This window comes from Achromobacter sp. ACM04 (assembly GCF_014851465.1).
GTDB classification, from domain to species: domain Bacteria; phylum Pseudomonadota; class Gammaproteobacteria; order Burkholderiales; family Burkholderiaceae_B; genus Achromobacter; species Achromobacter aegrifaciens.
This window is the reverse complement of the sequence record NZ_JACUZS010000006.1, coordinates 281,953-294,787: the sequence shown is the minus strand read 5'-3', so window position 1 is coordinate 294,787 and position 12,835 is coordinate 281,953. Positions and strand designations below refer to the sequence as shown.

Here is a 12,835-nt window from a genome sequence, read left to right as displayed (position 1 = left end):
CCGGCTCGCGCCGAACGCGGGCCGGCGGCTGGGGCCAGCCCTGCCTACCACTGCCCGAAAAACACTCCGGCCCGCTTGTGGGCGTTGGTCGCCTTTTCCACGGCCTCGTCGCTGATGGTGGTACGGCGCTTGCCGCGCAGCATCCATTCCAGCAGCCGCTGGCGCAGCTCCAGGCGCGTTTGCGCATGCGCGCTGCTCGCGCCCAGGTCCTGGAACTCGTCCGGATCGGCATGCAGGTCGAAAAGTTGTTCACGCTCGTCCAGCCAGTACACGTAGCGCCAGCGGTCCGTGCGCACCGACCAGGCGCGGGCGTTCTGCGGCGTCTTGCCGCACAACAGGCGGGCCTGCCGGAAGCTGTAGTCCAGCTCCGAATACACGCAATCGCGCCAAGGAGTCGCGCCATCGCGGCCGTGCAGCAAGGTCTGCAATTCGCGGCCTTCCAGCCGATGGCCGGGTCCGGGCTTGCCCAGCGCGCGCAGCACCGTGGGCACCAGGTCCACGCTTTCCACCATGTCGTCCAACGCGCGGCCGCGCGTGGCGTCGGCCGCAGCCGAGGGGTCCATGACAATGAAGGGCACGCGCTGCACGGTGTCGTAGAACAACTCCTTTTCGCCCAGCCAATGGTCGCCGAGAAAATCGCCATGATCCGCGGTGAACACGATGAGCGTGTTCTTCATCAGGCCCGCGCCTTCCATGTAGTCGAACAGCCGGCCCAGATGGTCGTCCAGCTGCCGGATCAGGCCCTGGTAGGCGGGACGCACCACGCGCACGCATTCGTCGGTCGAAAAGCTGACGCTCTCTTCCTGCTGCCGGTAGGCCGCGACCACCGGATGCGCGTTCTCCAGTTCTTCATGGTTGCGCCGCACTGGCAGGCATTGGTCCGGGGTGTAGCGCTTGTGGTAGGGATCCGGCGCCATGTAGGGCCAATGCGGTTTCACGTAGCTCAGATGCAGCACCCAGGGCTGGCTGCCGCGCCGTTTCATGAAGTCCAGCGCCTGGTCCGTCATGTAGGCGGTCTCGGAATGCGGCTCGGCCACGCGCGCCGGCAGGTGCGCATTGCGCATGTTCCACCCGCTGACCACCTGTCCCGCGGCGTCGACCGCGGCGATCACGTAGTCGGTCCAGGGGTCCGCGCTGTCGTAGCCGTGGCGCCGCAGAAAGGCGGGATAGCCGCTTTCGTCGCCCGGCGTGTGGTGGCCGTCGTAGCGGTCCAGTTCGGTGAAGCCGCCGCGGCCAAGCAGCGCGCCCAGCTCCGAGGAACCATCGATCGACAGCCGCTCCATGCCGGCCTTGTCGGGGATGATGTGAGTCTTGCCGGCCAGAGCCAGTTCGCGGCCCTGCCCCGCCAGGTATTCGCCCAGCGTGATCTCGTTGACCGACAACGGCACGCGGTTCCAGGTGGCACCGTGGCGCGAGGGATAGCGGCCGGTGTAGTAGCTCATGCGCGAAGGCCCGCACACGCCCGAGTTCACGAAGGCGCGGTCAAAGCGCACCCCGCGCGCGGCCAGCGCATCCAGGCTGGGCGTCTGCAGATAAGGATGGCCATAACAGCTCAGGTGGTCGGCCCGCAGTTGGTCGGCCATGATGAACAGCACGTTCTGCACATCGCTCATCGTCGTCCTCCTATTGCGTGGCCGTGAAGCCGGATGCACGCACCACGGGCTCCCACTGCTCGCGGTACGCAGTCAAGGCGTCGGCTGTGCCGCGCGCATCCAGCGATACCGGCTCCAGGTAGGCTGCGCGCACGGCCTCCTGCATGGCGGGCTCACGCAACACCGCCGCGATGTCCGCGCCCAGCCTGTCCGCCTTGGCCTGCGGCATCGCTGCCGGTGCGAAGAAGGCATTCCAGCCGTTTGCCGCAAGGTTCACCCCGCTTTCCTTGAAGGTGGGCACGTCCTTGAGTTCGGCATCGCGCGCCTCGCCGGACACGGCGAGGATGCGGATCTTGCCGGCGCGGTGCTGCGGCAGCAAGGTGTCCAGCGTGTCTATGCCCTGCGGCAGGATGCCGCCTATCAATTCGGAAATCAGCGGCGCCGATCCGCGGTATCCGACCACTTCCGGCTCCTGGCCCAGTTCGCGTCCCAGCATCAGCGCAAAGAAGTGCGGCAGGCTGCCGGTGGCCGGCACGCCGACGGCGAACTGCTTGGGGTTCGCCTTCAGCCACTGCCGCAGGCCAGCCAGGTCCTGGATCGGCGAATTCGCCGCCACCGCCATCGCAAATTTATAGCTGCTGACCAGCGACACGGGCTTGAAGTCGCGCTGCGCGTCGTAGCCCGGTTGGGCATAGACCAGCGGCGCCACCACCATCACGGCCGGGTTCGCGAGCATCAGCACGTTCTGGCCGGCCGGCGCCGTGTGCAGCGCCTGCGCCGCGATGCGGCCGCCCGCCCCCGTCTTGTTCTCGACCACCACGGGCACGCCTACCCGATCCTTGAGCCGGTCCGCGACCAGCCGCGCAATGCGGTCCGAACTGCCGCCTGGCGGATAACCCACCACCACCGTCAGCGTCCCGTCCAGCGGGGCCTGCTGCGCGCCGGCCAACGGTGCGGCCCCCGCAAGTATTGCCGCCGCGGCAGCGCCCGATATCCATTTACGCATGGTCAACTCCTGGAGACAGCGGCCCGCTGTCGATTATGGTTGTCACTGCCTGGCCGATACTCAAATAGGAAAATTGACTTTAGCAACGCCCGTATTTGTTGATCTAATCCAGGACTTCCCATAACGATATGCAGCGCGAACTGCAACACCACCAGGAGGAGACGCCATGCCGACCGATTCCGCGTCCGGGCAGCGCCAGCTTTCGGACATGCTGATGTACCGGCTATACCAGGCATGGTCGCAATCGAATCCCGTATTCCTGCGCCTGTGCGAAGGACGCTTCGGCATCACGCGGCGCGAATGGCGGGTGCTGGCCTGTGCCGTCGAGGGCGGCATCATGAGTTCGGCTGAACTGGCAGCCGCTGCAAAACTGGATCTGGCGCGCACCTCGCGCACCCTGGGCGCGCTATGCGAAAAAGGCTGGCTGCGCCGCCTGCACGACAGCGCCGACCGCCGCGTGGTGCGTGTGGAAGCCACGGCCGAAGGCAGCACCCTGTACGACGCCTTGCTGCCCGAAGTCTCGCACCTGAACGACCTGCTGGTGCAGGACCTGAGCGCCGACGAGGTCGCCTTGCTGCGCGACCTTCTGGGCCGCATCGAACAGCGCGGCCGCCACATGGCCGAGGGCAATATCGTCTCGGAAAAAGCCAGCCGGCGCGACGGCGGCACCCGCCGGCCGCGCCACGCCTGAGCCGTTCTGTCGCGCCTCGCCAACAGGCGAGCGGCTCCCTCGCGCCTTTCCCAGACCTCGCCAAGCTACTGATAGGACGGCGTTTTTCGTCGTCCACCTTACCGCCCGGCAAGCTTTGCACGGCTTTTTTACATCTGCGGACCGCGGATTTTCTGACATCCTTGATCTATTAAATTAATAATAGTTATCGTTGTCATTTGCATCCAAAATCGGCCGAACTCAGGCCGAAGGGGAAATCCATTGAAACGCCACCCTGATCCCGCCGCCCGGCGCGCGCGGCCGCTGGTCCTGTTGCCTGCTGCCGCCGCGCTTGCCGCCTGCATGGGCGCCGCAGCGCAGGCCCAGCCCGCCGCATCCGGCGAACCCGCCACCATCCTGCCCGCCGTGCAGGTCACCGGCACCGGCGAAACCGCGACCAGTCCGGTAGAAGGCTACGTCGCCACGCGCAGCGCCACCGCGACCAAGACCGACACGCCCTTGTCCGAAACGCCGCAGGCCATCACCGTGATCCCGCGTGAACAGATCGTGGACCAGGGCGCGCAGAACATCCAGGACACCATGAACTACGCGGCCGGCGTGCGCCCCAACGCGTATGGCGTGGACAACCGCGCCGACTACGTGCGCGTCCGGGGCGTGGAGCCGGTGCAGTACCTGGACGGCCTGCGCCAGTACTTCAGTTTCAACAACCCGCGCACCGAGGTCTATGCGATGGAGCGCGTGGAAGTGCTGCGCGGCCCCGCCTCCATGCTGTACGGACAGGGCAGCACGGGCGGCATCGTCAACTTGGTCAGCAAACGCCCGCAGGAGGAAACGCAGCGCGAAATCGGCGTGGTGCTGGGCAATCACAACCGCCGCGAAATCCAGGCCGACCTCACGGGCTCGGCCAGCGAGGACGGCCAGTGGCTATACCGCGTGATCGCCGTGGGACGCGACAGCGATACCCAGGTCCAATACGCGCCGGACGACCGCCTGATGCTGGCGCCGTCCCTGACCTGGCGCCCCAGCGCAGCCACCTCGCTGACATTGCAGGCCACCTGGCAGAAGGATCGCGCCGGCACCACGCAATCCTTCCTGCCGTGGAGCGGCTCGGTGCAGGAAAATCCCAACGGCCGCATCCCGACCCGTCGCTTCGCCAGCGAACCGGGCTTCGACGCCTACGACACGGAGCAGTTCAGCGTCGGCTGGCTGTTCGAGCATCAGTTCAACGACACCTGGAAGGTGCGGCAGAACTTCCGCAATACGGTCAGCAGCGTCGACTACAAGACGCTCTATCCCAACGTCTACGGCGCGCGCCGCGGCGATTCCTACATCGATCCGGAACAGACCACCGTCGACCGCATTTTCTATGTCAACAAGCCGCGCATGCGCACGTTGCTGGCGGACCAGAACGTGGAAGGCAAGCTGAACTGGGGCCGCACGGAGCACACGGTGATCTTCGGCATGGATTATTCGCGCTACCGCGAGACCAGCCAGACGGCCAGCGGCGCGGGCTCGCCGCTGAACTTGTACCACCCCGTGTACGGCAACGTGCCCGAGTACGAACTGTCGGACAACCCCAAGATCAATCAGCAGCAGATCGGCTTCTACGCGCAGGACCAGATCAAATTCGACAAGAACTGGATCTTCCTGGCCGGCATCCGCCGCGACCGCGCCGACAGCACCACCGAAGGCCAGGACCGGGAAACCGACATGGCCACCACCAAGCGTTTCGGCCTCATGTATGCCGCTGACAACGGCTGGTCGCCCTACCTCAGCTACAGCGAATCGTTCACGCCCATCGCCGGCGCCGACTTCTACAACCAGCGCTGGAAGCCCATGCGCGGCAAACAGGTGGAGGCTGGCATCAAGTACATGCCGAAGGACGCCGACATCGAATTCACCGCGGCCGCCTACGACCTGCGCGAGAAAAATCGCCAGACCAACGACCCGGACAATCCCAACAACCAGATCCAGGCCGGCAAGACCCGTACCCGCGGCGTGGAACTGGAACTGCGCGGCCGCGTCACCAAGGAACTGGACGTGATCGCCAACTATATCTACACCGACCTGGACCCGCAGCTTGAGGCCCAGCCCAAGCACATCGCCTCCATGTGGGGCAAGTACCGCTTCGCGCTGGCCGGCCAGCCCGGCTTCGCGGTGGGCGCGGGCGTGCGCTACCTGTCGGCGTTCCGCGACGGTGGCGCCCCGGAAACCCCGGCGGTCACGCTGTTCGACGCCATGCTCAGCTACGACAATGGTCCCTGGCGCTATGCGCTGAACGTGAACAACATCGCGGACCGCACTTATGAGGTGGTCTGCCTGGATCGCGGCGACTGCTTCTACGGCGCGCGCCGCACCGTCATGCTGAGCGGCGCCTACCGCTTCTAAAATCGGAACTGCCTCCGGGCCTGGGAACCTGTACGTACATGCTGTACGTACAGGTGTACACTACGGTTTTTCATCCCTGTTCAACCGTCTGACAGACGCGCGCTCGAACGTCTGCAACCCAGAAAAACCGTCCTGGAGACTCCGATAGTGTCGACCGAAACTTCCCGCTCGCCCTTTTTTGGCACGATGCAGAAAATCCCCGGTGGATTGATGCTGGTGCCGCTGATCCTGGGTTCCCTGATCGGCACCTTCGCTCCCGACGCCCTGGCGATCGGCGGGTTCACCACGGCACTGTTCAAGAACAGCGCCCTGCCCCTGATCGCGCTGCTGATCTTCGCCACCGGCACCCAGGTCAATGCGCGCACCGGCGGCCCCATCCTGGCCACCGCCGGCACCATCCTGCTGATGAAGACGCTGGTGCCCGCCACCCTCATCATCATCCTGGGCAGCTACGTCGGCCTGGACGGCGTGCTGGGCGTCTCCATCCTGGCGCTGCTGGCCGCCTTCGACAACAGCAACGGCGGCTTGTGGCTGGCCTATACCGGCCAGTACGGAGATGCCCGCGACCGCGGCGCCTATGTGGCCAGCGCGGTCAACGACGGCCCCTTCTTCAGCCTGCTGTTCCTGGGCGCCTCGGGCCTGGCCGACATCCCCATGATCGCCCTGGTGGCGGCGCTGGTGCCGTTCCTGCTGGGCGTGGTGGTCGGCAACCTGGACCCCAAGTGGCGCGACGTGCTCAAGCCCGTGCCCAACATCGTCATCCCGTTCTTCGCCTTCGCGCTGGGCACCGGCATCAACCTGGGCGCCGTGGTTTCCGGCGGCGTCAGCGGCCTGATCCTGGGCCTGATCATCAGCCCCATCACCGGCGGCCTGGTCTACCTGGGCTATCGCTACATCCTGCGCCGCGGCGGCAAGAGCGGCCTGGGCTTCGCAGCCGGCACCACCGCCGGCAACGCCATCGCGACCCCGGCCGTGGTGGCGGCCGCAGACCCCAACTTCCAGCAGTACGTGTCGACCGCCACCGCGCAGGTCGCCGCCTGCGTGCTGATCAGTTCGATCCTGGCGCCGATGCTGGCCTCGTACTTCCTCAAGCGCGCCGGCGAACTCAAATCTGAGGACGCCGACCCCACGGTCGCGCCCGCCCTGCGTGAAGCGCGCGGAGAGGCGCTTTGAATCCCGCCATCGCCATCGTCGCCGATGACCTGACCGGGTCCGGCGACACGGCGGTGCAGTTCGTGCGCGCCGGCTGGAACACCCATCTGTCCATCGGCGGCGCCGACGAGGCGCTGTCCGGTCCTGGCGCCGCCGGCGTGGAAGTGCTCGCGGTCACGACCAACAGCCGCCCCCTGTCGACCGCCGACGCGGCCGAAGTCGTCTGGCAAAACGTGCGCCGCCTGCGCGCGGCTGGCGTCACACGCCTGTACAAGAAGGTGGATTCCACCTTGCGTGGCGCCTTCAAGGCCGAGATCGATGCGGCGCGCGAGGCCTGGGGTCCGGACACCATTGCGGTGATCTGCCCGGCTTTCCCGGCCACCGGCCGCACCGTCGAACAAGGCGTGCTCTACGTCAATGGCAAGCCGGTCACCGAGACCTCGGCGGCCACCGATCCGGTCACCCCCGTGACCGAAAGCCATATCCCCACCCTGCTGGGCTGCGCCCATGTAGCGGCGCAGGCAGGCGACACGCCGCAAACGCTGGCGGCGCGCATCCGCGCGGCCGGCAACACCGTGGTGGTTGACGCCGCCACCGAAGCCGACCTGGAACGCCTGGCGCGCGCCATCGGCTTGCTGGGCGTGCACGCCCTGCCCGTGGGCGCGGGCGGCCTTGCCGTACCGCTGGCCCGCGTTTGGGCCGGCGCCGACCAGACCGCGCCGGTCGTGGTGGTGGTGACCTCGCAGCACAGCGCGGCACGCGCTCAAGCCGCGGCTCTGCAAGCCTCGGGCGCCGACACCTGGACGCCCTCGCTGGCCCAATTGGCCGACGACGCAGCATGGCAGGCCTGGAGCCAGCCGCTGCTGCAGGCGCATGCCCAGTCGCCCGCGCAAGCCGGCACGGTGCTGCTGCTGGCGCCCGAAGGCCAGTTGGACGGCCTGGATTCCGAGACCGTCGCCGAACGCCTGGGCGGCCTGGCCGCGCAATTGATCGCCAGCGCGAACGCGGCCGGCGTGGTCGCCACCGGCGGCGACGGCGCGCGCAGCGTGCTGGTGGCGCTGGGCGCCCGCGGCATCGCGCTGGTGGATGAAGTGATGGGCGGCGTGCCTTTGGGCACGCTGACCGGAGGCACGGCCGCCGGCCTGCCCGTGGTGACCAAGGCCGGCGGCTTTGGCACCGAAGATGTACTGGTTCGCGCGGTGCGCGCGATCCGCGACAGGAGATTCAAGCGATGACACAACCCCAACCGGGCAAACTGCCCCTGCTGGCCGTAACCCTGGGCGACGTGGCGGGCATCGGGCCGGAAATCACGGCCAAGATGCTGATGGGCCATGACGAACTGCGCCAGAAGGCCCGCCTGCTCGTGGTCGGCGACGTCGACGTGATGGCCAACGCCGTGCGCGGCCTGGGCGGCGACCCCGCCATCGTGCGCAAGCTGGACCGCGCGGCCGACTGCGCCAACACGCCCGGCACGATCGAAGTGCTGCAGGCCGGCCCGTCGCTGGCCCATGTAAAGCTGGGCGAGATCAGCGCGGACGCGGGCGACGGCTCGGTGCGCTTTGTCACCACGGCCTGCGCCCTGGCGCGCGCCGGCGAGGTCGACGGCATCGTCACCGCCCCGCTGAACAAGGCGGCCATGCACGCCGCCGGCCACAAGTGGCCCGGCCACACCGAACTGCTGGCGCACGAGTTCGGCGTCAAGACCTTCTCGCTGGTGCTGTCGGCCGGCGACCTCTACATTTTCCACGCCACCACTCACGTGTCGCTGCGCCAGGCCATCGAAGACCTGACCCCTGCGCGCATGCGCGCAGTGCTGCGCCTGGCCGGCTCGTTCGCCAAGGCGCTGGGCCGCGGCGACCAGCCGGTGGCAGTCTCAGGCCTGAATCCGCATGCCGGCGAAAACGGCATCTTCGGCACCGAAGACGCCGACATCCTGGCGCCCGCGGTGGCCGAAGCCAATGCCGCCGGCATCCTGGCCGCAGGCCCGATTCCGGCCGACGCGCTGTTCCCGCAAGCCGTGCGCGGCAAGTGGAAGTTCGTGATCGCCTGTTACCACGACCAGGGCCACGCGCCCTTCAAGGCGGTCTACGGCGACGACGGCGTCAACATCACGGTGGGCCTGCCCGTCGTGCGCGTGTCCGTCGACCACGGCACCGCCTTCGACATTGCCGGCCGTGGCATCGCCCGCGAGGACAGCCTGATCCTGGCCGCCGAGCGCGCCGCGCATCTGGCCCCGGGCTGGACGCATGTGTGGGAAACTGCGCGGGCACAAACCGGAGGTTGATTCCCATGGCGCCCGCCACGCACGACGCATTGCCCGTACTTGATCGCTCCGGCGATATCCCGCTGCACGCCCAGGTGGCGACCCTGCTGCGCGGATACATCCGCACGAACAAGCTCGCGGCCGGCGCCGTGCTGCCCAGCGAGGCGGCGCTGTGCGAACGCTTCGGCGTGGCGCGCAGCGTGGTGCGCCAGGCGCTGGCGGCCCTGGCCACCGAAGGCCTGATCCAGCGCGAAACCGGGCGTCCCGCCAGCGTGGCCGCGCCCCAGGAACACCGCCGGCTGGTACAGCGCTCCACCGGCCTGTACGAGCAGTTCGCGCAGTCCGGCGTGGCCCTGCAGACCCGCGTGCTCGCGTTCGCGCGCGCCGAGCCGCCCGCGGACGTAGCCGCCTTCTTCGGCACCACGCAATTGCTGATGCTGGAGCGTCTGCGCCATGTGGCCGACGCGCCGCTGGCCTACGTGCGCACCTGGCTGCCCGCCGACGCGGTACCGGGCCTGCGCGCCGAAGATCTCGCCGACGCGTCCCTGCATGGCGTGCTGACGCGCCGCTTCGGCCTGCGTCCAGGCGCCGGGCGCAATCAGATCCGGGCGGTTGCCGCCGACCAGACGCTGGCCGCACTGCTGGGCACGCAAGCCGGCACGCCGTTGCTGATGCTGCAAGGCCAGGGCATGGACCAGCATGGCCGCCCCCTGGAATGGTTCACCACCTGGCACCGCGCCGAACAACTGGTGTTCGACGTGGACGTCAGCATGGGTCATGAAAGCGTGCAGCCCCGGCTGCAGACGCCCGACACGCCCGCGGAGCCCTCGCCCGAGGGCCACGATCCGCTGGCGCGCGCCCAGGCCCTGGTGGCCGAGCTTTCCGCCGAACTGGCCCGGCTGCGCGCGCAGCCCTGAGGCGCGCATCCCGCGCCGGCCGCTCTTGCTGCGGCCAAGACCCGGCCGCGCCGCAGTCCCCTGCGGCCTGCGGACGCTGCGACCCCTAGCCCAGCAGGTTGTCCCTTACGTGCAGCAGATGCCGCCGCACGGCCTCCATGGCCCGTTCGGCGTCCCGGTCATGCAGCGCATCGACGATCTCGCGATGCTCGACCTGATAGGCCTGGCGCCGCTCGGGCGTCAGGCTCCTGCGCTTCAAGGCGCCCCAGGTCGCCTGCGAGCGCGCCGCCGTCATCAGGGCGAACACTTTTTCGATGAAGAGATTGTGCGTGGCCGTGGCCATCAATTCGTGCAATTTGGCGTCCCAGATCTCGAACGCTTCGAAGCTGTCGGCGGCCTCGGCCCGCGCGCAGGCGTCCTGCATGGCGGCGAAATCGGCCGGGCTGCCGTGCTGCACCACCAAGGCCGCAATCGCCGGTTCCAGCACCAAGCGCGCCGCCATCAGTTCGGCCGGGCTGGTGGACAGCACTTCGGTGCGCAGCAGCCCTTCGGCCTGCGCCAGGACCGAGGGCGGATTGGCGTAGGTGCCGCTACCCACGCGCTGCGAAATCAAGCCTTCGACCTTCAAGTCGGCCAGGGTGCGGCGCACCGTTGAACGGCTGATGCCGAATTGTTCGCTCAGGGCGCGTTCCGTGGGCAGGCGATGGCCGGCGGGCCAGGCGCCGGATTGCAGATTTTCAATGATGACCGCGCGCAAGGCGGAAGCTTTGTCCATGGACCGTCCCAGAATGGCTAGCGGCCAGATGATACCAAAACAGACCAATACACGCCTAAAAAACTATTAATCCTGTTAGGAAAATTGGTTTATTTGGTATATCCTTCTCCGCAATTGGGCCTGACGATTCACTCAATTGGTACTTTTTGGTATTAAGCACGGGCGGCCGGACCGCCCAGGGAGCAAGCATGAAGATTGCAGTATTCCGGATCAACGGTGAACGCCGCATCGGCGTGGTTTCCGACGACGGCGGCAGCGTGACCGCCCTGGACTTCCCGCGCGAACTCGCAGCGGCCGGCGCGCTGACCGCCGTGGAGTGGCTGGCCGAAGGCCGCGCCCTGCCGGGCAAGATCGGCTCGTCCTACGGTTGGGACCAGGTGGAACATGAAGCGCCGCTGCCGGCGCAGCGGCGCAACCTGTTCTGCGTAGGCCGCAACTACCACGCCCACGCCAAGGAACTGCGCGACTCGGTCTTCAAGGACAACGACGCCAATCCCGAATCCTGGCCCATCGTGTTCACCAAGGTGCCGCAGACCGTGGTCGGCCCCTGGGCCGACGTGCAACTGCCCGTGGGCGTGTCCGACAAGATCGACTACGAAGCCGAACTGGCGGTGGTCATCGGCAAGGGCGGTCGCAACATTTCCCGCGCCGAGGCCATGAGCCACGTGATCGGCTACACGGTGGTCAACGACGTCACCGCGCGCGACGTGCAGATGCGCCACCAGCAATGGGATCTGGGCAAGTCCTTCGACACCTTCTGCCCCATGGGCCCCTGGCTGGTGACGGCCGATGAGCTGGACGGCCAGAAGACCCGCGTGCGCTGCTGGGTCAACGGCGAACTGCGCCAGGACGGCAATACCGAGGACCTGATCTTCGACATCCCCACGCTGATCGAAACCTGCTCGCGCGGCATCACGCTGTATCCGGGCGACGTCATCGCCACCGGCACGCCGGCCGGCGTGGGCCAGGGCCTGAACCCGCCTCGGTTCCTCAAGCACGGCGACGTGGTGCGCGTGGAAATCGACGGCATCGGACATATCGAAAACCGCTTCGTCTGAGTACAAGCCCCGGAATGAACACGGGGCGGCTCGGCAGCAGGAAGCACAAGGAGTGAGACATGAATCTGCGTTGCTACCGGACGGCCGCGGCCGCCTTGCTATGGCTGGGAGCCGCGAATGCGCTGGCTGCCGGCTACCCTGAACGCCCCGTGACCATGGTGGTGCCCTTCCCGCCCGGCGGCGTCGCCGACACGATCGCGCGGCCGCTGGCCCAGGCCATGGGCGACAGGCTGGGCCAGGCCGTGGTCATCGAAAACAAGGGCGGCGCGGGCGGCGCCATCGGCATCGGCCAGGCCGGGCGCGCCAAGCCCGACGGCTATACGCTGCTGATGAGCCTGTCGTCGATTTCCATCCTGCCCGCAGCCGACCGCCTGCTGGAACGCAAGCCGGCCTATCAGCTGGACCAGTTCGTGCCGATTGCGCGCATCACTGCCGATCCCACCGTGCTGGTGGTGCGCGCGGACGCGCCGTACAGGACGCTGCAGGAATTCGTCGACGCGGCGAAGAAGCAGTCCGGCAAGTTCAGCTACGGCTCTTCCGGCATCTACGGCACCATGCACGTGCCGATGGAAATGCTGCAGAGCGCGGCCGGCATCAAGATGATGCATGTGCCCTTCACCGGCGCCGGCCCCGCAGTGCAGGCGCTGGTAGGCGGCCAGGTCGATGCCCTGGCCACCGGGCCGTCCAGCGTCATGCAGCTGATCCAGGCGGGGCGCGTCAAGGCGCTGGCGCATTGGGGCGACGGCAAGCTCGACAGCCTGCCGGACGTACCGTCCTTCAAATCGCAGGGCTACGACATCAGCTTCGTGCAGTGGTCAGGCGTATTCGCCCTGGCCGGCACGCCGCCGGCCGTCGTCGACAAGCTGCGCCAAGCCGTCAAGGACGTCGCCAGCAATCCCGAAGTCCAGGCGCGCATCGCCGGCACTGGGAGCCCCGTGCAGTACCTGGACGCGCCCGCGTTCGACGCATACTGGAAGCAGGACACGGCCTCGCTGGAGACAGCGGTCAACCGGATCGGCAAGGTCGAATAGCGTA

The 12,835-nt window shown here is 67.6% G+C and carries 11 protein-coding genes; 8 read left to right on the top strand and 3 right to left on the bottom strand.

Translation table 11 applies throughout. The features are described from left to right. Nucleotides 1-44: 44 nt before the first annotated feature. Both IB259_RS29825 and IB259_RS29820 read right to left on the bottom strand, forming a co-directional pair. Complete coding sequence (locus IB259_RS29825; RefSeq protein ID WP_192330943.1) at nucleotides 45-1,613, bottom strand: sulfatase-like hydrolase/transferase; 1,569 nt, start codon at nucleotides 1,611-1,613, stop codon at nucleotides 45-47. 10 nt (nucleotides 1,614-1,623) lie between these two features. Beyond that, complete coding sequence (locus IB259_RS29820) at nucleotides 1,624-2,598, bottom strand: Bug family tripartite tricarboxylate transporter substrate binding protein (protein ID WP_054453116.1); 975 nt, start codon at nucleotides 2,596-2,598, stop codon at nucleotides 1,624-1,626. 166 nt (nucleotides 2,599-2,764) lie between these two features. Here IB259_RS29820 and IB259_RS29815 point away from each other — a divergent pair, with 166 nt between their 5' ends. The 6 genes from IB259_RS29815 (at nucleotide 2,765) to IB259_RS29790 (ending at nucleotide 9,988) form a co-directional block, all read left to right on the top strand. Further along, complete coding sequence (locus IB259_RS29815; RefSeq protein WP_192330941.1) at nucleotides 2,765-3,289, top strand: MarR family winged helix-turn-helix transcriptional regulator; 525 nt, start codon at nucleotides 2,765-2,767, stop codon at nucleotides 3,287-3,289. 321 nt (nucleotides 3,290-3,610) lie between these two features. Continuing rightward, nucleotides 3,611-5,656 (top strand): TonB-dependent siderophore receptor, encoded by a 2,046-nt coding sequence (locus IB259_RS29810; RefSeq protein ID WP_225590530.1) that lies wholly within the window; start codon nucleotides 3,611-3,613, stop codon nucleotides 5,654-5,656. Between the two features lie 147 nt (nucleotides 5,657-5,803). Beyond that, entirely contained in the window at nucleotides 5,804-6,829 is a 1,026-nt protein-coding gene (locus IB259_RS29805; protein ID WP_082400881.1) for a 2-keto-3-deoxygluconate permease, read from the top strand. Beyond that, a complete protein-coding gene (gene dtnK, locus IB259_RS29800; RefSeq protein WP_192330939.1) occupies nucleotides 6,826-8,043 on the top strand; it encodes a D-threonate kinase in 1,218 nt (405 codons plus the stop codon). Before IB259_RS29805 ends, dtnK begins: the two co-directional genes overlap by 4 nt. Then, a complete protein-coding gene (gene pdxA, locus IB259_RS29795) occupies nucleotides 8,040-9,092 on the top strand; it encodes a 4-hydroxythreonine-4-phosphate dehydrogenase PdxA (protein ID WP_054453127.1) in 1,053 nt (350 codons plus the stop codon). Before dtnK ends, pdxA begins: the two co-directional genes overlap by 4 nt. A 5-nt stretch (nucleotides 9,093-9,097) precedes the next feature. After that, nucleotides 9,098-9,988 carry a GntR family transcriptional regulator gene (locus IB259_RS29790; protein WP_119450042.1) on the top strand — a complete coding sequence of 297 codons (891 nt, stop codon included), beginning with the start codon at nucleotides 9,098-9,100 and terminating at the stop codon, nucleotides 9,986-9,988. A gap of 85 nt (nucleotides 9,989-10,073) precedes the next feature. Here IB259_RS29790 and IB259_RS29785 read toward each other — a convergent pair whose 3' ends face one another. Then, nucleotides 10,074-10,742, bottom strand: a complete 669-nt coding sequence (locus IB259_RS29785) for a FadR/GntR family transcriptional regulator (RefSeq protein ID WP_054453132.1) — start codon at nucleotides 10,740-10,742, stop codon at nucleotides 10,074-10,076. Between the two features lie 188 nt (nucleotides 10,743-10,930). On the opposite strand from IB259_RS29785, the gene IB259_RS29780 reads away from it, so the two are divergent. Together IB259_RS29780 and IB259_RS29775 are read left to right on the top strand one after the other, a co-directional pair. Further along, nucleotides 10,931-11,800 carry a fumarylacetoacetate hydrolase family protein gene (locus tag IB259_RS29780; RefSeq protein ID WP_054453133.1) on the top strand — a complete coding sequence of 290 codons (870 nt, stop codon included), beginning with the start codon at nucleotides 10,931-10,933 and terminating at the stop codon, nucleotides 11,798-11,800. Nucleotides 11,801-11,859: 59 nt separating this feature from the next. Further along, on the top strand, nucleotides 11,860-12,831 hold the full coding sequence (locus IB259_RS29775; protein WP_192330937.1) for a tripartite tricarboxylate transporter substrate binding protein: 972 nt from the start codon (nucleotides 11,860-11,862) through the stop codon (nucleotides 12,829-12,831). Nucleotides 12,832-12,835 lie beyond the last annotated feature (4 nt).

Bases quoted from the DNA above. Each gene is read 5' to 3' on its own strand.
- IB259_RS29775 (WP_192330937.1), top strand. From the start codon at position 11,860: ATGAATCTGCGTTGCTACCGGACGGCCGCGGCCGCCTTGCTATGGCTG.
- pdxA (WP_054453127.1), top strand. From the start codon at position 8,040: ATGACACAACCCCAACCGGGCAAACTGCCCCTGCTGGCCGTAACCCTG.
- IB259_RS29825 (WP_192330943.1), bottom strand. From the start codon at position 1,613: ATGAGCGATGTGCAGAACGTGCTGTTCATCATGGCCGACCAACTGCGG.
- IB259_RS29820 (WP_054453116.1), bottom strand. From the start codon at position 2,598: ATGCGTAAATGGATATCGGGCGCTGCCGCGGCGGCAATACTTGCGGGG.
- IB259_RS29815 (WP_192330941.1), top strand. From the start codon at position 2,765: ATGCCGACCGATTCCGCGTCCGGGCAGCGCCAGCTTTCGGACATGCTG.
- IB259_RS29790 (WP_119450042.1), top strand. From the start codon at position 9,098: ATGGCGCCCGCCACGCACGACGCATTGCCCGTACTTGATCGCTCCGGC.
- IB259_RS29785 (WP_054453132.1), bottom strand. From the start codon at position 10,742: ATGGACAAAGCTTCCGCCTTGCGCGCGGTCATCATTGAAAATCTGCAA.
- IB259_RS29780 (WP_054453133.1), top strand. From the start codon at position 10,931: ATGAAGATTGCAGTATTCCGGATCAACGGTGAACGCCGCATCGGCGTG.
- IB259_RS29810 (WP_225590530.1), top strand. From the start codon at position 3,611: ATGGGCGCCGCAGCGCAGGCCCAGCCCGCCGCATCCGGCGAACCCGCC.